Genomic DNA, 18,732 nt, shown 5'->3' with positions numbered 1-18,732 from the left:
TAGGTAAGTGGTCGGCGCGTTGGCCCCCTACGTCGAGCCCGCCGCGCGCGCGGGGGTGCTACCCGATCCGACACGCCGGGGCTAGGGTCAGCTCATATATGAAGCTCATCAGCACAATGACACCGATGCTCCGGTGTGAATCGAAGGGACAACGATGACCGTGAAATTCTTTGCGACCGCAGTGACCGCCGTGGCCGCCGTCGGAGCGGCCGCGGCCGGCATGACGTCGCTGGCGCCGGCTCACGCACCCGCCCCGCAGGTGGTGCCCGTCGTCCACAACGTGCCGCTCGACCCGCCGGGCCAGTTCCCGCTGCCCAGTCCCGAGCAGCTGACCGACATTTGCAACCGGATCACCGACCCCGGGGTGAACTACAAGGACAAGTACAACCTCGTCGAGAACGGGATCAGCTCGAAAGAGGGTCACGAGGCCGACGAGGCGCTGCGCAGGGCGTTTCACCACGGCAACTTTCCCGAGCAGTTCGCCGTCTCGAACATCCAGCAGATTCCCGCTCCGGGCGCGGTGAAGGCCGACGTGGCGATGACCGGCCCCAAGTTCCCCGCGCCGGTCACCAACAGCCTGGTGTTCATCGACCAGGGCGGCAACTGGGTGATGCAGCACGATTCGGCGTTGGCGCTGGTGAAAGCCGCCTCTACCGTCAACTAGGCGGTGTGACCGCGTCGAGGTCGAGCAACCGCGCGTGCAGCACGGTGCGATTTCGTAGCGCCGAGCGCACCGCGTGGTGCACGCCGTCCTCGAGGTAGATGACGCCCTTCCACTGCACCGCGTGTGGGAAGAGATCGCCGTAGAAGGTCGAGTCCTCGGACAGCAGGCGATCGAGGGCCAACACCGTCGTAGTGGTGACGATCTCGTCGAGCCGGATCTGGCGCGGCGGAATCCGGGACCAGTCCCGGTAGGACAAACCGTGGTCGGGGTAGGGCTTGCCGTCGCGCACGCCTTTGAAGATCATCGGCGACTCATCTCGGGCACAAACCTCCCCTTCGCGGCCATGCAGGACAGATTACTTGCTGGTGATCCCCGTAAACTGGTCGGAGTTAAGGAGGGTCGATCGCCCATGGGTAGTGCCGACGAGCGCCGCTTTCAGGTGCTGCGCGCGATCGTCGCCGACTTTGTCGCCACCAAAGAACCGATCGGTTCGAAGTCGCTGGTCGACCGTCACAACCTGGGCGTCTCGTCCGCGACCGTCCGCAACGACATGGCCGTGCTCGAGGCCGAGGGCTACATCACCCAGCCGCACACCAGCTCCGGCCGGGTGCCGACGGAGAAGGGCTACCGCGAGTTCGTCGACCGCCTCGACGACGTCAAGCCGATGTCCATCGCCGAGCGACGCGCCATTCAGGGATTCCTGGAGTCGGGGGTCGACCTCGACGACGTGCTGCGCCGGGCGGTGCGACTGCTCGCCCAGCTGACCCGGCAGGTCGCCGTCGTCCAATATCCGACGCTGTCGACCTCGACCGTGCGGCACCTCGAAGTGATCGCGCTGACCCCGGCCCGGCTCCTGATGGTGGTGATCACCGACACCGGCCGGGTGGACCAGCGGGTCGTCGAACTCGGCGACGTCATCGACGACCACCAGCTGTCCCAGCTGCGCGAAATGCTCGGCGCGGCGCTGGACGGCAAGAAGCTGTCCGCTGCGTCGGTGGCGGTCGCGGACCTGGCGTCTCAGCTGGACGGCAGGGGCGGGCAGTCCAAGAGCCTCAGCGACGCCGTCGGCCGCTCGGCGACGGTGCTGCTGGAGTCGCTGGTCGAGCACACCGAGGAGCGGTTGCTGCTGGGCGGCACCGCCAATCTGACCCGCAACACCGCCGACTTCGGTGGCTCGCTGCGCTCCATCCTCGAAGCGCTCGAGGAGCAGGTCGTAGTGCTGCGGTTGCTGGCCGCGCAACAGGACGTCGGCAAGGTCACCGTTCGCATCGGCCACGAGACCGAGGCCGAGCAGATGATGGGCACCTCGGTGGTCTCGACCACCTACGGCACGCTCGACACCGTCTACGGCGGCATGGGTGTGCTGGGGCCCACTCGAATGGACTATCCGGGAACGATGGCTAGTGTCGCTGCCGTTGCTCTCTACATCGGCGAAGTGCTGGGTACACGATGAGCCCGCACACCAGGCACAATTCATAAGACGGCCGTTGCGAACGGCAAATCTGGGAAGGTCAAGCGTGGCACGCGACTATTACGGTCTGCTCGGCGTGGGCAAGAACGCGAGCGATACGGAGCTCAAGCGCGCGTATCGCAAGCTGGCCCGCGAGCTGCACCCCGACGTCAACCCCGACGAGGGCGCGCAGGCGAAGTTCAAGGAGATCAGCGTCGCCTACGAGGTGCTCTCCGACCCGGAGAAGCGGCGCATCGTCGACCTCGGCGGTGATCCGCTGGAGAACGCGGCCGCCGGCGGTGGCGGTTTCGGCGGTTTCGGCGGCCTGGGTGACGTTTTCGAGGCGTTCTTCGGGGGCGGCACGACGTCCCGGGGACCGGTCGGCCGGGTTCGCCCAGGTTCGGACTCGCTGCTGCGGATGCGGCTGGATCTGACCGAGTGCGCGACCGGGGTCAGCAAGCAGGTCACCGTCGACACCGCGGTGCTGTGCGACCGCTGCCAGGGCAAGGGCACCAACGGCAACTCGACGCCGGTGTCCTGCGACACCTGCGGCGGACGTGGCGAGGTGCAGACCGTGCAGCGGTCGCTGCTGGGTCAGGTGCTGACGGCGCGACCATGTCCGACCTGCCGTGGCGTCGGCGAGGTCATCCCCGATCCCTGCCACCAGTGCGGCGGCGACGGACGGGTGCAGGCCCGCCGCGAGATCACCGTGAAGATCCCCGCGGGCGTCGGCGACGGCATGCGGGTGCGGCTGGCCGCCCAGGGCGAAGTGGGCCCCGGCGGCGGCCCGGCCGGCGACTTGTACGTCGAGATTCACGAGCAGTCGCACGACATCTTCGTGCGCGACGGTGACGACCTGCACTGCACGATCTCGGTGCCGATGGTCGACGCGGCGCTCGGGACGACCGTGACCGTGGACGCGATCCTCGACGGCCTCACCGAGATCACCATCCCGGCGGGCACCCAGCCGAGTTCGGTGACCACCCGGCGCGGGCACGGCATGCCGCACCTGCGCTCCGGCGTTCGCGGCGACTTGCACGTGCATGTCGAGGTCGTGGTTCCCGATCGGCTCGACCACTCCGACGCCGACCTGCTGCGCGAGTTCAAGAGCCGCCGCACCCGCGACGTCACCGAGGTGAGGTCGACCCACACCACTGGCAACCACAACGGCGGCGGCTTGTTCAGCCGGCTGCGCGAAACATTCACCGGGCGCTAATTGCCCGGCCTGTTCTACATCGACGAATTGCCCGCCGGCGGTGAGCTGGCCGTGGTCGACGGCGACGAGGGTTTCCACGCCGCCACCGTGCGCCGCATCCGGGTGGGCGAAGAACTGATCCTCGGTGACGGCGCCGGCAGCGTCGGCCGCTGCGTGGTCGAGGAGACCGACCGCGACGGGCTGCGCGCCCGCGTGGTCGAGCGCTGGCAGGTGCCGCCCGCCCGGCCGCCGGTGACCGTTGTTCAGGCGCTACCCAAATCAGACCGCTCGGAGTTGGCGATCGAGTTGGCCACCGAGGCCGGCGTCGACGCGCTGGTGGCGTGGCGGGCGGCGCGGTGCGTGGCCCGCTGGGACGGCGCCCGGGCCGCCAAAGGGCTACGGCGTTGGCGGGCGGTGGCCCGCGCCGCCGCGCAGCAGTCGCGGCGCGCCCACATTCCGACCGTCGACGGGCTGCTGAGCACCGCCGACCTGGTTGCGCGGATCGGCGAGGCGGCGGCGTCGGGTGGCGTAGCACTGGCGCTGCACGAGTCGGCCGAGCGCCCGCTGACCGAGCTGAACCTGGGGGAGGCGACGTCGGTGCTGCTGGTCGTCGGCCCCGAGGGTGGCATCGCTCCCGACGAGCTCACGGCCTTCGTCGAGGCCGGCGCCGCGGCCGTGCGGCTCGGCCCGACCGTGCTGCGTACCTCGACCGCGGCGGCCGTTGCGCTGGGTGCGCTGGGCGTGCTGACACCGCGCTGGGCGAGCCCCGACAACGGTTGACTCACAACCGCTTCCGCAGGGCAGCGACGCCGTCGCCACTGAGCCGGGCGAGTGCCCACGGCCGACCGGCCAACACGGACGCCAGGTGGGCGGCGGCGCCGGCCACGCTGGGTCCGCCGTGTCCATGGCGCCAATCCACGTCGGTGGCGTGCAGCGCGAGACCGCGGGCGCGCGCCGCCGCGGGCACGAACGGATTGGGCACGCGCACTTGGGTTTCCAGGACCTCGGTGAGCGCTTCCGGGCCGACGGTGGGCTCCAGTCCGAGCGGCAACAGGATGTCCAGCTCGTGGATCACGTGGTCGCCGAGCAACAGTCGCGGCGGAAACACCCGGCCGATTCCGCGTGGTTGCTCGATCAACGCGGCGAAGTCGTCGATCAGTGCCGCCGGTGACCGTCGCGCGGCCACACCGCGGGCCAGCGCGGCGTTGCAGCGGTCGAACGAGCCGCGGTGCCTGATCAGGTCTGCGGCGAGCGTGCCGGGTGACACCTGACAGCCCACGATCAGATGGCCCAGCACGTCGCGGTTGCTCCATTCGGCGCACAGGCTCTGGCGCGACCAGTCGCGATCCGACAACGCGCGGGCGACCTCGAGGAACCGAAGGTCGTTGTCACGCAGCCTTTCACGCGTGGTCGACATCGAGATGCCTACGCAGGAATGCGGTCTGGTCGGTCAACAACTGATCGAGCAGCGGCGGGTGGTACACCTCGAAATGGTCGCCGTCGTAGTGGCGTGCCTCGCCGCGCGGCGCGCTGCGCGCGACGTCCTCGGCGTGCCGGGGGTCCATCAGTGTTTCCCGCTGCGACACGCACACCAGCAGCGGTGCGGCGATCGCGTGCGCCGAGCGTTTGGCGCTCGTGACGGCGATGCCCACGGCGTTGGCCGCGGCAACGCGGTTGTCGAAGCTGCCACCCGGGTCGACCGTCGAGTTCCAGCCGTCCTGCGCGCCGGCCACCGTCACGGCGGCGAGGCTTCCCGGAGGTCCGACGATCGGCACATAGCGGCGTCCGCGCCGCAGTCCGGCGCGGATGGCGTCGTCGAGGATCGCCGGCGTCAGCCTGACCATCGCGGCCGGGCCGAGTCGGCGGAGGGTGGCGGGGCCCGACACGATCGGGCATTGCACGACCACCGCCGCGAGGTCCGTCCGGGTTGCCGCCACCCGCAGCACGTGCATTGCGCCCAGGCTGGTTCCCCAAAGCGCCACCCGGTCGCGGTCGACGTTCGGCAGCGTCCGTGCGAAGTCGATCGCCGCGACGATGTCCCTGCGGTGGCGGCGCAGGCTGAGCCGCTGACGGGGGAGGCCATCCGATTCGCCGAGATTGCGGTAGTCGAAGCTGAGCGTCGCGATCCCGGCCGCGGCGAAGTGCTGCTCGTAGCGGCCGAGTGCCATGGTGTGGTTGGCGCCGAAGCCGTGGGCGAGCACGGTGGCGGGGTGTGGTCCCGGACCGCTTGGCAGCGTCAGCCAGGCCGCGCATCGCTGGCCGGCTGAACCGAACGAGGTCGGGGTTGTCGTGAGATGTGGCATGTCGTCTCCTAGATACGTACGATGTACGTGTTCTAGCTGACGTACGCTGTACGTGTCAAGCGCTGGGAAGGGAAGTCGTGCGGGCTCGGTTCACCGTCGGGGAGATCGCGGACCACGCCTTGGCGATTGTCGATCGCGACGGCTTGGGCGGGTTGAGCATGCGGACCCTGGCCCGCGCGCTGGGCACCGGGCCGATGACGCTCTACAACTACGTCGAGGATCGCGGCCAACTCGAGGCGCTGGTCGCGGAGGCGGTCATCGCCGGGGTGGAACTGCCTGAGCCGTCGCACGATTGGGCCGAGGACGTGCGCGCCGTCGCGACCGCCATCTGGGAGGCCGTGCGCCGGCACCCCAACGTCGTGCCGCTGGTGCTGACCCGGCGAACGATGTCGGCGACGAGTTATGCGCCGGCGGAGCGACTGGTCGAGGCGCTGACCCGCGGTGGGCTCGAGGGCGTCGACCTGCTGGCGGCCTTCCGCGCGGTCCTTGCGCTGGTCATGGGCAGCGCCCAGGTGGAGTTGGCCGGCCCGCTGGCCGGGCCGCATCGCGACGTCGAACAGGCGGCGGTGGCGGCGACGATCGGCCGGCTCGCCGGCGACGAGCACCCACGGCTGGCAACGCTCGCGCAGACCAGTCAGCGGTCCACCGCGATCGACGACTTCCGTCGCGCCCTCGACATGCTGCTGGCGGGCGTGGGGAACCGCTAAGCATTGGGTTCGTTCACCCACCGGCGGTAGACTCGGCCCCTAACCCGCTGGCTACACCGCAGAAAGCAGGCTTCAGAACACACGTGACGCCCCGCGAAACCAACGCTGCCGGCCCGTCCACGTCCTCGGTTCGCAGCAGCATCGACGTTCCGCCCGACCTCGTCATGGGCCTGCTCGGCTCGGCCGACGGCAACCTGCGCGCCCTCGAACGCCTCCTCGCCGCCGACCTGCACGTGCGAGGCAACGCGGTGACCATCACCGGTCAGCCCGCCGACGTCGCCCTCGGCGAACGCGTGGTCTCCGAGCTCGTCGCGATCGTCGCCGGCGGCCAAGCGCTCACCCCGGAGGGCGTGCGGCACAGCGTCGCCATGCTCGTCGGCACCGGCAACGAGTCGCCGGCGGAAGTGCTGACGCTGGACATCCTGTCGCGCCGCGGCAAGACGATCCGGCCCAAGACGCTCAACCAGAAGCGCTACGTCGACGCGATCGACGACCACACCATCGTGTTCGGCATCGGCCCCGCCGGCACCGGCAAGACCTACCTGGCGATGGCGAAGGCCGTCAACGCGCTGCAGACCAAGCAGGTCACCCGCATCATCTTGACCCGGCCGGCCGTAGAAGCCGGTGAGCGCCTTGGCTTTCTGCCCGGGACGCTGAGCGAGAAGATCGACCCGTACCTGCGTCCGCTCTACGACGCGCTACACGACATGATGGACCCGGACCTGATTCCGAAGCTGATGCAGTCGGGCATCATCGAGGTCGCGCCGCTGGCGTACATGCGAGGTAGAACGTTGAATGACGCGTTCATCATTCTCGACGAGGCACAGAACACGACCGCCGAGCAGATGAAGATGTTCCTCACCCGGCTCGGGTTCGGCTCGAAAATCGTTGTCACCGGCGACATTACGCAGGTCGACCTGCCGGGCAACAGCCGTTCGGGCCTGCGCGCCGCGGTCGACATCCTCGACGGCATCGACGACATCCACATCTCGGAGTTGACCAGCGCCGACGTGGTGCGGCATCGGTTGGTCGGCGAGATCGTCGACGCCTACGCGCGTCACGAACAGCCCGGGTTGACGATGAACCGGGCCGCGCGGCGCGGCACCGGCCGCCGGTGACGCGCCCGTGACACGCGCCGGCGACGATGCAGAGCGCAGCGATGAGGAGGAGCGGCGCTAATGACAATCGAGGTTGCCAACGAATCCGGATTCGACGTGTCCGAATCCGAATTGATCAGCGTCGCAAAGTTTGTCATCACGCAGATGGAGGTCAACCCGGCCGCCGAGTTGTCCATGGTGCTGCTGGACACCGCGGCGATGGCCGACCTGCACATGCGCTGGATGGACCTGCCGGGGCCGACGGACGTGATGAGCTTCCCGATGGACGAGCTCGAACCCGGCGGGCGCCCGGACGCGCCGGAGCCCGGCCCGGCCATGCTCGGCGACATCGTGCTGTGCCCGGAGTTCGCCGCCGAGCAGGCAGCCGCCGCCGGGCATTCGCTCGGACATGAGTTGGCGCTGTTGACGATTCACGGCGTGCTGCACTTACTCGGTTACGACCACGCCGAGCCGGACGAGGAAAAAGAGATGTTCGGGCTGCAGCGTCGCCTACTCGAGGAATGGGTCGCCGACCAGGTGCAGGTCTACCGCCAGCAGCGGCAGCAGGATCGCGATGAGCGATTGCTCGACAAATCAAGGTATTTCGACAATTGAACAACTCCGCTTCGCTGCTCGGCGCGATCCTGCTGATCTCCCTGGGTAGCGTGTTCGCGGCCATCGACGCGGCGATCAGCACGGTGTCGATGGCGCGGGTGCAGGAGATGGTTCGCGACGAGCGGCCCGGCGCGGTGCGGCTGGCCAAGGTGATGACCGACCGGCCCCGTTACATCAACCTCGTCGTGCTGCTGCGCATCGTCTGCGAGATCAGCGCGACGGTGCTGCTGGCGCAGTTCTTCTACCGGCAGGTGAGCCGCGACTGGGGATTGTTCTACGCCGCGGTGGTCATGGTGGTGACCAGTTTCGTGGTCATCGGTGTCGGTCCGCGCACCCTCGGTCGCCAGAACGCCTATTCGATCTCGCTGGTGTCGGCGCTTCCGCTGCAAGCGATTTCGGTGCTGCTGACGCCGATCAGCCGCGTGCTGGTGGTGCTCGGAAACATGCTGACACCCGGCCGCGGCTTCCGCAACGGCCCATTCGCCTCCGAGATCGAGTTGCGTGAGGTCGTGGATTTGGCGCAGCAACGCGGCGTGGTCGCCGCCGACGAGCGGCGGATGATCCAGTCGGTGTTCGAGCTCGGCGATACGCCGGCCCGCGAGGTGATGGTGCCGCGCACCGAGATGATCTGGATCGAGAGCGACAAATCCGCCGCCGAGGCGACGTCAGTGGCGGTGCGCAGCGGGCACTCCCGCATCCCGGTCATCGGGGAGAACGTCGACGACATAGTCGGCGTCGTGTACCTGAAAGACTGTGTGCAACAGGCGTATTACTCGTCGGCGAACGGCCGCGACACCGCCGTCGCCGACGTGATGCGACCGGCGGTGTTCGTCCCGGACTCCAAGCCGCTGGATGAGTTACTGCGCGAAATGCAGCGCGATCGCAACCACATGACGCTGCTCGTCGACGAATACGGCGCGATCGCCGGCCTGGTGACCATCGAGGACGTGCTGGAGGAGATCGTCGGCGAGATCGCCGACGAGTACGACGCCGCCGAAGTTGCACCAGTGGAAGACTTGGGCGACAACCGATTCCGGGTATCGGCCCGGCTGCCGATCGAAGACGTCGGCGAACTGTACGACGTGGAATTCGAGGAGGATCTCGACGTGGATACGGTCGGCGGACTGCTGGCTCTGGAACTGGGCCGGGTTCCGCTGCCCGGCTCCGAGGTCGAGTCGCACGGTCTGCTGCTGCACGCGGAGGGCGGACCCGACCACCGTGGCCGGGTCCGGATCGGCACTGTCCTGGTGAGCCGGGTCGAGACCATCGGGGCCGGGCGTGACTGAATTCCATTCCGGCTTCGTCTGTTTCGTCGGCCGGCCCAACACCGGCAAGTCCACGCTGACCAATGCTCTCGTCGGGTCGAAGGTGGCGATCACCTCGAACCGTCCGCAAACCACCCGGCACACCATCCGCGGCATCGTGCACCGCGACGACTTCCAGATCATCCTGGTCGACACCCCGGGGCTGCACAGGCCGCGCACCCTGCTCGGCAAGCGGCTCAACGACCTGGTCCGCGACACCTACAGCGAGGTCGACGCGATCGGCTTGTGCATTCCGGCCGACGAGGCGATCGGCCCGGGGGACCGCTGGATCGTCGAGCAGATCCGATCTACCGCTCCCCGAACGACATTGGTGGCGATCGTCACCAAGATCGACACGGTTTCCAAGGACAAGCTGGCCGCGCAGTTGTTCGCGGTCAGCGAGCTGGTGGGCGCCGCCGCCGAGGTCGTCCCGGTCTCCGCGACCACCGGTGAACAGGTCGACGTGTTGACCAGCGTGCTGGCCGCCGCGCTGCCCGAAGGCCCGCCGTACTACCCGGACGGCGAACTCACCGACGAGCCCGAGGAAACCCTGATGGCCGAGTTCATCCGGGAGGCCGCCCTGGAAGGCGTGCGCGACGAACTACCGCACTCGCTGGCCGTGGTGATCGACGAGGTCATTCCGCGTGAGGGACGCGACGATCTGATTGACGTGCATGCCCTGCTCTACGTCGAGCGGGACAGCCAGAAGGGCATCGTGATCGGCAAGGGCGGAGCCCGGTTGCGGGAAGTGGGCACCGTCGCCCGCGGCCAGATCGAGAAGCTGCTCGGCACCAAGGTGTACCTGGAGCTGCGGGTCAAGGTCGCCAAGAACTGGCAACGCGACCCGAAACAGCTTGGGCGACTCGGCTTTTAGCTGCTTACCGCTTCGGTCTCGGCGTCCCACCAGACGGCGGGCTGCTTGGCCGCCCAGCCGCCGAGCGCCTCGAGTTCGGCGGCCAGCGACACCAGCAGCGGTTCGCTGTTGGCCGGTCCCATCAGCTGCACGCCGATCGGCAGGCCCTCGGAGGTGAAGCCCGCCGGCACGTTGATCGACGGCCAGCCCAACACGTTCCACGGCCACGTCACCGGGCAGGCGGCAATCATCGCGCGGTCGGTGCCGAAGCCGCCGAGCTTGTCGAAGGCGTCCACGCGTGGGGGAGGCAGCGCGGTCGTCGGCGCCACCACCACGTCGACGATGCGGAAGATCGAGCCCACCCGGCGCTGGTTGGCGGCCTCGCTTGCCCGCGCGGCGCGCAGGATCTGCTGCGACAGCAGCCGGCCCATCCGCATGTTGGACAGCGTCCGGTGGTCGAATTCGACGCCATCACCCAGCCGCTCGGCCCAGTCCAGCAGTCCGGAAGTGGAGCGCGACAAGAAGTTCCACGACAACCGCAACCCGTAGTCGGGATTGCCGTCGACCACGGTGTGGCCCAGCAGCCCGAGCTGATCGCCGACCGAGTCCAGGGCCGACTCGATCTCCGGGTCCAGCCGCGCCGGAAACGCGGTGAACGGAAAGCGGGTCGACAACGCGATGCGGAGGGAACCAGGCGCGATGCCGACGTGGTCGGACACCGTCACCGGTGGCGGCTTGTGCAGATCGCCCTCGACGTTGCCGGACGCGGCGTCGAGCACCAGGGCCGCGTCGGCGACCGTGCGGGCCAGCACACCGTTGACCGTGATGCCGTTGAACGCCTCGCGTAGCGGCCACGTCGAGATGCGACCACGCTGGGGCTTGATGCCGACGAGATGGTTCCACGCCGCCGGAATGCGCACACTGCCCGCGCCGTCGGAGCCGATCGCGGCGGTCACCAGACCGGCGGCCACGGCGGCAGCGCTGCCGCCCGACGAGCCGCCCGGTGTGTGCCGCCGTGACCACGGATTGCGGGTATGGCCAAAGCCCGGGCCGCTGGTGAACGGCCACTGACCCAACTCGCAGGTGTTGGTCTTGCCGACGATCACCGCGCCCGCGGCTTTGAGCCGTCGCACCACCTCGGCGTCCTGGGTCGCAGGCGCGACATAGCCAGACGTGCCGAAGTAGGTGGCGACGCCCGCTATGTCAGTGTCGTCCTTGACCGCGATCGGCACGCCCAGCAACGGCAAGTCGTCGCCGTCGGCGCGTCGCCGGTCGGCCGCCGCGGCGTCGGCCAGCGCCGATTCGGTGAGCACCACGCGAAAGGCGTTCAGCGTCGACTGACTCGCTTCGATGGCGCGCAGCGACCGGCGTACCAGCTCGTCAGAGGTCACTTCGCCGCTGGCCAACTGGTACAGCTGGTCGGTCAGCGTGGGAAAGCGGCGATCGTGGGAGTTACTCATCGGTACCGACATTATCGGCGCGCGTCCGGGGCGCCGTCGCAACCTGGTGCCAAACTGATACCCATGCGGCTGTACCGGGACCGGGCGGTCGTGCTGCGCCAGCACAAGCTCGGCGAAGCCGACCGGATTGTCACCTTGCTCACCCGCGACCACGGGCTGGTTCGCGCGGTGGCCAAGGGCGTTCGCCGCACCCGCAGCAAGTTCGGCGCGCGGCTCGAGCCGTTCGCGCACATCGACGTCCAGCTGCACCCGGGCCGCAACCTCGACATCGTCACGCAGGTGGTCTCGCTCGACGCGTTCGCCACCGACATCGTCAGCGACTACGGCCGCTACACCAGCGCGTGCGCGATGCTCGAGACCGCCGAGCGGCTCGCCGGTGAGGAGCACGCGCCCGTTCCGGAGCTGCACCGCCTCACGGTCGGGGCGCTGCGGGCGGTCGCCGACGGCAGCCGGCCCCGCGAGTTGGTGCTGGACGCATACCTGCTGCGGGCCATGAGCATTGCCGGCTGGGCGCCCGCGCTGACCGAATGCGCGCGCTGCGCCACGCCCGGCCCGCACCGGGCCTTCCACGTCGCCGCGGGCGGCAGCGTGTGCAGCTACTGCCGCCCGGCCGGTGCGACGACGCCGCCGTTGGGTGTGCTGGATCTGATGGCCGCGCTGCGCGACGGCGACTGGGAAGCCGCGGAGGTGGTGGCGCCGTCGGCCCGCAGCCACGTCAGCGGATTGGTGGCCGCTCACCTGCAATGGCATCTGGAACGGCAGTTGCGCACGTTGCCGTTGGTCGAGCGGATCCGACGGGTGGACGTGATCGACCAGAGTCTGCTCGACCGACGGGTCGCCCTGGTCAGGCAGGATGTGGCGCATGAGGGCTGAGCGCAGACGGAAGTCCGACTTCCCGCAGCTCGCCCCGGCACCCGACGACTACCCGGTGTTCCCGGACACCTCAAAATGGCCGGTGGATTTCCCGGTGCTGCCACCCGCGCCGGGTGGCGGACCGCGCCGGCCGCCGCAGCACATCTCCAAGGCGGTCGCACCGGCTATCCCGGCGGATCAGCTACCCAATCATGTCGCGATCGTGATGGACGGCAACGGGCGCTGGGCCACCCAACGCGGTCTGCCCCGGGTCGAGGGCCACAAGATGGGCGAGGCCGTCGTCATCGACATCGTCTGCGGTGCAATCGAACTGGGCATCAAGTGGCTGAGCCTGTATGCGTTCTCCACCGAGAATTGGAAGCGGTCGCCCGACGAGGTCCGTTTCCTGATGGGCTTCAACCGCGACGTGGTGAGCCGTCGCCGGGTGAACCTCAACGAGATGGGCGTGAAGATCCGCTGGGTCGGATCGCGACCGCGGTTGTGGCGCAGCGTCATTCACGAACTGGCGCTCGCCGAGGAACTGACCCTCAAGAACGACGTCATCACCGTGAACTATTGCGTCAACTACGGTGGCCGCACCGAAATCGCCGAAGCAGCACGAGAAATCGCGCGTGCTGCGGCCGCGGGCAAGCTGAACCCGGACCGGGTCAACGAGGCGACCATCGCCCGGCATCTGCAGCGCCCGGACATTCCCGATGTGGACCTGCTGCTGCGCACCTCCGGGGAGCAGCGCACCAGTAATTTCATGCTCTGGCAGGCCGCCTACGCGGAGTACGTTTTTCAGGACACCCTTTGGCCTGACTACGACCGCCGCAACCTGTGGGCGGCCTGCGAGGAGTATGCGTTGCGGAATCGACGATTCGGAACGGCGTGATGCCGTCGCTGCAAGAGCGTCTGCTCGCGGTGCTGTCCGAGGTGCTGCCCGTCGACGCGGAAACAGACGGCGCGTTGACCGTCCACCATGGCGGGACGATTGCCTCGCTGCGGGTGGTGCCCATCAACGACGACCTGGAATTGGTGTCGCTGACGCAGATGGTGGCATGGGATCTGGTGTCGAACAAGAAGATCCGTGACACCGTCGCGGAGCAGGCACGCGGCACACTGCTGGGATCGGTCAACCTGGTCGCGAAGGCCAAGTCCGCCGACGTGATACTGCGCTACAACTTTCCCGGGAACGGGCTCAACGACGAAGGCCTGCGCACGCTGGTCCTGATGGTGCTCGACAAGGGTGCCGAAATCCGCGGGGCGGTCACCGCGTGACCGCGAGGATCGTGGCTGTGGTGATTGCCGTGCTGATGATGGCGGGCTGTAGCGGATCGCCCTCGAAGGGCGTTGCCGTTCGGGCGCCTTCGAGCCAGCGCGAAGCACCGGCACCGCCGGCACCGGCGCCCCGGCTGGAAGGGCCTTACTCTGTCGTCGCGGGTGAATCGGGCACGCCGCCCGACACCTGGGTTTTCACGTCGTGCGGCGACGGCTGTGCCCAGGTCGAAATGGGCGGGTCCGGGTCCAGCCAGCGGGCGACGGCGCGCTATGTCGAGAAGAACTGGGCCATGGACGTGCATTCCACCCGGGCGCTCCAATGTGGCGACGGCACATTTGTGCCGGGGACGGCGCACTACAGCTGGAATCCCGACACTCTCAAGGGTCGGTACTGGTCGACCGCCGACAGCAGCAGTCCATGTGGGTACGAGCAGTCGCTCGACACCTATCCCGTGCCGCTGACCCTGACATGGGCCGGCCCGCCACGAGCCGGCGCTTAACTGCAGTCCGAGCAGGTGCCGTAGATCTCGATGGTGTGACTGACGTCGGAAAAGCCGTGCTTGCTGGCGATATCGGCCGCCCACGTCTCGACCTCGCGGTCGCCCACCTCGACGGTCGCCCCGCAACTGCGGCACACCAGGTGATGGTGATGGTGGTCCGAGCAGCGCCGATACACCGATTCGCCGGTGTCGTTGCGCAACGTGTCGAGTAGCCCGGCGGTGGCCATCGACTGCAGCGTGCGATACACCGTGGTGAGGCCGATGTTCTCGCCACGCTGACGCAGCTCGTCGTGCAACTCCTGCGCAGAGCGAAACTCGTCGAGGGTGTCCAGCAGGCCCGCGATCGCCGCGCGCTGCCGGGTCGCCCGCACGCCCGCGCCCGAACCGGTGGTGGTCACTTGTCCTCCCCGGCGTGCGCAACGGCGTCGACCACGATGTGCGCCAGGTGGTGGTCGGCCAGGCCGTAGAGCACCTCGCGCCCGGACCGCTCACCGGCGACCACGCCCGCGGCCTTGAGGATCTTCAGATGCTGGCTCACCAGCGGCTGCGGGACGCCGAGCGCGTCGACCAGCTCATGCACGCAGCGCTGGGACACGTTCAACTGCAGCACGATTGCGATGCGCACCGGCGCGGCCAGCGCGCGCAGCAGCTCGCCGGCAGCGTCCAGGATCTCTCGCGGCGGCGGCGCCGGCAGTTCCGCCGAGTCGCCGTGCTGGTGCTCGCCGACGAGTTCGTCGCCGTCGGCTGCGGTGGAGGGGGAGACAGACATGCTGCCTCCACTGTCACATGCACAACCACGCATGTCAAAGAGCGCCGGGTGGATCGCTACGATGACGGATCGTCCCGCCATTTAAATCAACACCGTCTCAACAACAGGAGTCCTCACCTCGTGGCGTCCGTCATCGACACCGTCGTCAACCTCGCCAAACGGCGAGGCCTGGTCTATCCCGCCGGCGAAATCTACGGCGGAACCAAATCGGCGTGGGACTACGGACCGCTGGGTGTTGAGCTCAAAGAGAACATCAAGCGGCAGTGGTGGCGCTCGGTCGTGACCGGCCGTGACGACGTCGTCGGCCTGGACTCCTCGATCATCCTGCCGCGCGCGGTGTGGGTGGCCTCGGGCCACGTCGAGGTCTTCAACGACCCGCTCGTCGAGTGCCTGAACTGCCACAAGCGCCACCGGCAGGACCACATGCAGGAGGCCTACGCCCTGAAGAAGGGCGGCGATCCGGATTCAGTGTCGATGAGTGAGATCGTCTGCCCCGACTGCGGCACCAAGGGCCGGTGGACCGAGCCGCGCGACTTCAACATGATGCTCAAGACGTATCTCGGCCCGATCGAGACCGAAGAGGGTCTGCACTACCTGCGGCCGGAAACCGCGCAGGGCATCTTCGTGAACTTCGCCAACGTGGTGACGACGTCGCGGCGCAAGCCGCCGTTCGGTATCGGCCAGATCGGCAAGAGCTTTCGCAACGAGATCACCCCGGGCAACTTCATCTTCCGCACCCGCGAGTTCGAGCAGATGGAGATGGAGTTCTTCGTCGAGCCGTCGACGGCCAAGGAGTGGCACCAGTACTGGATCGACACCCGCAAGGAGTGGTACGTCGACCTCGGCATCGACCCGGAGAACCTGCGGCTCTACGAGCACGCCCCGGAGAAGCTGTCGCACTACTCCGACCGCACCGTCGACATCGAGTACAAGTTCGGCTTCTCCGGCAACCCGTGGGGGGAGCTCGAAGGCATCGCCAACCGCACCGACTTCGACTTGTCCACGCACTCAAAGCATTCCGGCGTCGACCTGTCGTACTACGACCAGGCCAACGACACCCGCTACACGCCGTACGTGATCGAGCCCGCAGCCGGGCTGACCCGGTCGTTCATGGCGTTCCTGGTCGACGCGTACCACGAGGACGAGGCGCCGAACGCCAAGGGCGGCGTGGACAAGCGGACGGTCCTGCGCCTCGACCCGCGACTGGCGCCGATCAAGGCCGCGGTGCTGCCGCTCTCGCGCCACGCCGACCTCAGCCCCAAGGCCCGCGACCTCGCGCAGGAGTTGCGCAAGTCCTGGAATGTCGACTTCGACGACGCCGGCGCGATCGGCCGGCGCTACCGCCGCCAGGACGAGGTGGGCACTCCGTACTGCGTCACGCTGGACTTCGACTCGCTCGAAGACCACGCCGTCACGATCCGGGAACGCGATGCCATGACCCAGGAGCGGGTGGCCATCGGCGGGGTCGTCGACTACCTGAGCAGCCGACTTCGGGGCTGTTGAACCGATTTTTCCGGAATTCTGGACTTATTGCTCATTCGTTTAATACCATCGTTAAGTCGACGCGGCGGCTCACTAGGGCGTGGTGGGCTGCCGCGTCCACCATTTCGGGGCTGAGGCGGTTGCTCAGAACCGGCCGCCGCCACCCATGAAGCCGCCGTCGGACGAACCCGAGCCGCCGAATGAGGTTGGGCCCCAGCCTCCGCCGCCCCAACCGCCACCGAATCCGCCGCGCATGGCGTCACCGAGCATGTCGCCGATGATGATGCCGCCCATCATCGCGCCGGTCTGATCGCCGCCCCCATAGCGCGAGGTGTAAGCCATCTGCGCCGACTGGACGTCGGACTCGGCCAGCGACTGAGCTTGAGCCGCCAGCGACGCGGCGCTGTTGGCGTGGGTGATCGCCGCGTTGAGGTCGGTCTCCTTGGCGTCCTGAGCCGCGTCGATCTGGCGGCTCGCCTCGGCCAGCCGGGTGCGCGCCTCGGGCCCGATGCTGCCGCGGCGGTTGTCGATGTACTCCGACACCGCATGCACCCGCGACTGAGCCGTGAACAGCGCCTGCTCCAGCGTCCGGGTGAGCCGCTCGGCGGTCGCCTGCTCCTCGGCGACGGTGGCCAGCAGCCGATCCAGGTCCGCGTTGGCCTTGGTCAGCGCAGTGAAGGTCGCGAGCGGGTCGGCGGACCCGCCGGCCTGCGCCGCGTCGAGCGCCCGCGATGCCGCGTTGCGGGCGCCGGCGAGATCACGCAGGTGCGGCGCCTTGGATTTCTGCGCGCTCTGCAATGTGTTGCCCGCGTGCTCGATGCCGGCTTTGATGTCGGCGATCAGCGAGGGCAGGGTGGCGACGGCGTGCCGGATGTCGTTGGCGGCGCTGTCGACCGCGTCGAGCAGCGAACGGGCTTGTCCCAGAGACGATTCCGCGGCGTGTACCGCGTCGACGAGGGCGCTCTGTTCGCCGCTGACCGGTTTGGCCGCCTTCTCGCGGGCCCGGGTGAGGCTCTGCTCGGCGAACGCCAGCCGGTCCTTGGCGGTGGCAACGTTGGTGGCCACCGAAGCCAGTGCGGCGGAGTCGAATTCGTTGTGCAGCTCGGTCATCCGCTGACCGGCCGGTTCGATGCGGGCGGTCAGGTCGACCACCTGCTGGGTCAGTGCGTCAAGCCGTGACGGCGCGTTGACCACCAGATCGCGCATCTCCTCGAAGTCCTCGCGCTGCGACTCCAGCTCCCGGTCGGCCCGCGCGGCGGAGACGATCACTTCCGTGAGCAGTTCGCGACGGCGTTGCCGGGTCTCGGGAATGGCGTCGTCAAGTTGCTGGCGCACGGTGAATGCCTGAGCCAGAGCGGCTTTGGCGGCGTCGACGGCCTGAGTGAAGGGCTGGGTGCGTTGCTCGCCGAACTCCTCGATGGTCAGCGCCAACTCGTTGGCACTGGTGCGCACCGCGTTGTCGACGTCGACCACCTTCCACCGCGACAGGTCGTCGAGTGCGCCCAGGGACAGGCTCGCCAACGCCGCAGGGTCGGTGGCATCGACCCGTTTGGCCGCGGCGAGTTCGGCGGCCCGCCGCCGACGGCGCCGCCAGCGGATCACCACGTACAGCACAATTACCGCGAACAGAATGACGCCCAGCCCGATCAGCAGCGGCGCCGAATTCGCCGGCCGCGGACCCTTGTCGAGACCGTTGGCCGCCGCGACCGCGGCGCCGCTCCAGTCGCCGCGTCGCAACGCGGGCTCGATCTGGTTGCGTCGCAAGTCGTCGACCTGTTCAGCGTCGATCGTCTTGACCCTCTTGGGAATCCGGAACGCGTATGAGTGGTCGACGGTCGCCACCGCCAGGATCGCGTCGAAGTCACCGAGATCGCTGGCGGAGCGGGTGCTGTCCGCCCAGCTGACGGCGGGCTGGCCGGAAAAGGTGTCGACGAACACCACCCACAGCTGAATGCGCTTATCGGAGTACAGCTTGCCGCTGGCCGATTCGATCGCGGCGCGACCGGCGGGGTTGAGGGCGCCGACGTTGTCGGTGATGTAGCCCGACAGTCGCAGCGGCGGCTGGGCGACGGCGGACGGCGCGACGACGAGGGCGGTGATCAGCATCGCCGTGAACACGGCGACCGAGCGGCGGAGGGTGCTCACGGGAGACAATCTAGCCCCGCGACGACACCGTTCCCAGAGCAATCGGTTTCACTGG

21 protein-coding genes are annotated in these 18,732 nt (G+C 68.4%); 14 read left to right on the top strand and 7 right to left on the bottom strand.

Features of this window, described 5'->3' with window-relative positions; genetic code table 11:
- Positions 1-154: 154 nt before the first annotated feature.
- Entirely contained in the window at positions 155-664 is a 510-nt protein-coding gene (locus tag PT015_RS08055) for a hypothetical protein (RefSeq protein WP_285190109.1), read from the top strand.
- Here PT015_RS08055 and PT015_RS08050 read toward each other — a convergent pair.
- A complete protein-coding gene (locus tag PT015_RS08050; protein ID WP_285190108.1) occupies positions 657-968 on the bottom strand; it encodes a type II toxin-antitoxin system VapB family antitoxin in 312 nt (103 codons plus the stop codon). The two genes, PT015_RS08055 and PT015_RS08050, sit on opposite strands and share 8 nt — an antisense overlap.
- Positions 969-1,073: 105 nt before the next feature.
- Here PT015_RS08050 and hrcA point away from each other — a divergent pair, with 105 nt between their 5' ends.
- The 3 genes from hrcA to PT015_RS08035 all read left to right on the top strand — a co-directional run bounded on the left by hrcA (position 1,074) and on the right by PT015_RS08035 (position 4,089).
- Complete coding sequence (gene hrcA, locus PT015_RS08045) at positions 1,074-2,117, top strand: heat-inducible transcriptional repressor HrcA (RefSeq protein WP_285190107.1); 1,044 nt, start codon at positions 1,074-1,076, stop codon at positions 2,115-2,117.
- A gap of 64 nt (positions 2,118-2,181) precedes the next feature.
- Positions 2,182-3,330 carry a molecular chaperone DnaJ gene (gene dnaJ, locus PT015_RS08040; RefSeq protein WP_285190106.1) on the top strand — a complete coding sequence of 383 codons (1,149 nt, stop codon included), beginning with the start codon at positions 2,182-2,184 and terminating at the stop codon, positions 3,328-3,330.
- Complete coding sequence (locus PT015_RS08035) at positions 3,331-4,089, top strand: 16S rRNA (uracil(1498)-N(3))-methyltransferase (RefSeq protein ID WP_285190105.1); 759 nt, start codon at positions 3,331-3,333, stop codon at positions 4,087-4,089.
- Between the two features lies 1 nt (position 4,090).
- Here the strand turns inward: PT015_RS08035 and PT015_RS08030 are convergent, their stop codons facing one another.
- Together PT015_RS08030 and PT015_RS08025 are read right to left on the bottom strand one after the other, a co-directional pair.
- A complete protein-coding gene (locus tag PT015_RS08030) occupies positions 4,091-4,726 on the bottom strand; it encodes a maleylpyruvate isomerase family mycothiol-dependent enzyme (RefSeq protein WP_285190104.1) in 636 nt (211 codons plus the stop codon).
- Positions 4,710-5,612, bottom strand: coding sequence for an alpha/beta hydrolase (locus PT015_RS08025; RefSeq protein ID WP_285190103.1), 903 nt, complete (start codon positions 5,610-5,612; stop codon positions 4,710-4,712). Before PT015_RS08025 ends, PT015_RS08030 begins: the two co-directional genes overlap by 17 nt.
- A gap of 77 nt (positions 5,613-5,689) precedes the next feature.
- Between PT015_RS08025 and PT015_RS08020 the strand changes: the two genes are divergently transcribed.
- The 5 genes from PT015_RS08020 to era all read left to right on the top strand — a co-directional run bounded on the left by PT015_RS08020 (position 5,690) and on the right by era (position 10,209).
- Positions 5,690-6,319, top strand: coding sequence for a TetR/AcrR family transcriptional regulator (locus PT015_RS08020; protein WP_285190102.1), 630 nt, complete (start codon positions 5,690-5,692; stop codon positions 6,317-6,319).
- A gap of 83 nt (positions 6,320-6,402) precedes the next feature.
- Positions 6,403-7,437, top strand: a complete 1,035-nt coding sequence (locus tag PT015_RS08015) for a PhoH family protein (RefSeq protein ID WP_285190101.1) — start codon at positions 6,403-6,405, stop codon at positions 7,435-7,437.
- Between the two features lie 60 nt (positions 7,438-7,497).
- The gene (ybeY, locus tag PT015_RS08010; RefSeq protein ID WP_285190100.1) at positions 7,498-8,031 is read left to right on the top strand and encodes an rRNA maturation RNase YbeY; all 534 of its coding nucleotides are present in this window, start codon (positions 7,498-7,500) and stop codon (positions 8,029-8,031) included.
- Positions 8,028-9,317: a hemolysin family protein gene (locus tag PT015_RS08005; protein ID WP_285190099.1), complete on the top strand. Its 1,290-nt coding sequence runs from the start codon at positions 8,028-8,030 to the stop codon at positions 9,315-9,317. Before ybeY ends, PT015_RS08005 begins: the two co-directional genes overlap by 4 nt.
- Positions 9,310-10,209 (top strand): GTPase Era, encoded by a 900-nt coding sequence (gene era, locus PT015_RS08000; protein WP_285190098.1) that lies wholly within the window; start codon positions 9,310-9,312, stop codon positions 10,207-10,209. Before PT015_RS08005 ends, era begins: the two co-directional genes overlap by 8 nt.
- Here the strand turns inward: era and PT015_RS07995 are convergent.
- Entirely contained in the window at positions 10,206-11,648 is a 1,443-nt protein-coding gene (locus PT015_RS07995; RefSeq protein WP_285190097.1) for an amidase, read from the bottom strand. The genes era and PT015_RS07995 overlap by 4 nt on opposite strands.
- A 63-nt stretch (positions 11,649-11,711) precedes the next feature.
- Between PT015_RS07995 and recO the strand changes: the two genes are divergently transcribed.
- From recO to PT015_RS07975, 4 genes are read left to right on the top strand one after another with little or no spacing between them, the layout of a single operon-like run.
- On the top strand, positions 11,712-12,521 hold the full coding sequence (recO, locus tag PT015_RS07990) for a DNA repair protein RecO (RefSeq protein WP_285190096.1): 810 nt from the start codon (positions 11,712-11,714) through the stop codon (positions 12,519-12,521).
- Positions 12,511-13,395 (top strand): decaprenyl diphosphate synthase, encoded by an 885-nt coding sequence (locus tag PT015_RS07985; RefSeq protein ID WP_285190095.1) that lies wholly within the window; start codon positions 12,511-12,513, stop codon positions 13,393-13,395. The genes recO and PT015_RS07985 overlap by 11 nt, the downstream gene beginning before the upstream one ends.
- Entirely contained in the window at positions 13,395-13,781 is a 387-nt protein-coding gene (locus PT015_RS07980; RefSeq protein ID WP_285190094.1) for a hypothetical protein, read from the top strand. Before PT015_RS07985 ends, PT015_RS07980 begins: the two co-directional genes overlap by 1 nt.
- A 17-nt stretch (positions 13,782-13,798) precedes the next feature.
- Complete coding sequence (locus PT015_RS07975; RefSeq protein ID WP_285190093.1) at positions 13,799-14,281, top strand: hypothetical protein; 483 nt, start codon at positions 13,799-13,801, stop codon at positions 14,279-14,281.
- On the opposite strand, the gene PT015_RS07970 is transcribed toward PT015_RS07975, so the two are convergent.
- Together PT015_RS07970 and PT015_RS07965 are read right to left on the bottom strand one after the other, a co-directional pair.
- Positions 14,278-14,679 (bottom strand): Fur family transcriptional regulator, encoded by a 402-nt coding sequence (locus tag PT015_RS07970; RefSeq protein ID WP_285190092.1) that lies wholly within the window; start codon positions 14,677-14,679, stop codon positions 14,278-14,280. The genes PT015_RS07975 and PT015_RS07970 overlap by 4 nt on opposite strands.
- Entirely contained in the window at positions 14,676-15,050 is a 375-nt protein-coding gene (locus PT015_RS07965) for an ArsR/SmtB family transcription factor (protein ID WP_285190091.1), read from the bottom strand. Before PT015_RS07965 ends, PT015_RS07970 begins: the two co-directional genes overlap by 4 nt.
- A gap of 120 nt (positions 15,051-15,170) precedes the next feature.
- Here PT015_RS07965 and PT015_RS07960 point away from each other — a divergent pair, with 120 nt between their 5' ends.
- On the top strand, positions 15,171-16,553 hold the full coding sequence (locus tag PT015_RS07960; RefSeq protein ID WP_285190090.1) for a glycine--tRNA ligase: 1,383 nt from the start codon (positions 15,171-15,173) through the stop codon (positions 16,551-16,553).
- Positions 16,554-16,676: 123 nt separating this feature from the next.
- Here the strand turns inward: PT015_RS07960 and PT015_RS07955 are convergent, their stop codons facing one another.
- A complete protein-coding gene (locus tag PT015_RS07955; protein ID WP_285190991.1) occupies positions 16,677-18,638 on the bottom strand; it encodes a TPM domain-containing protein in 1,962 nt (653 codons plus the stop codon).
- Positions 18,639-18,732: the final 94 nt, after the last annotated feature.

This window comes from Candidatus Mycobacterium wuenschmannii (assembly GCF_030252325.1).
Classification (GTDB): domain Bacteria; phylum Actinomycetota; class Actinomycetes; order Mycobacteriales; family Mycobacteriaceae; genus Mycobacterium; species Mycobacterium wuenschmannii.
This window is presented reverse-complemented; position numbering and strand designations above follow the sequence as displayed.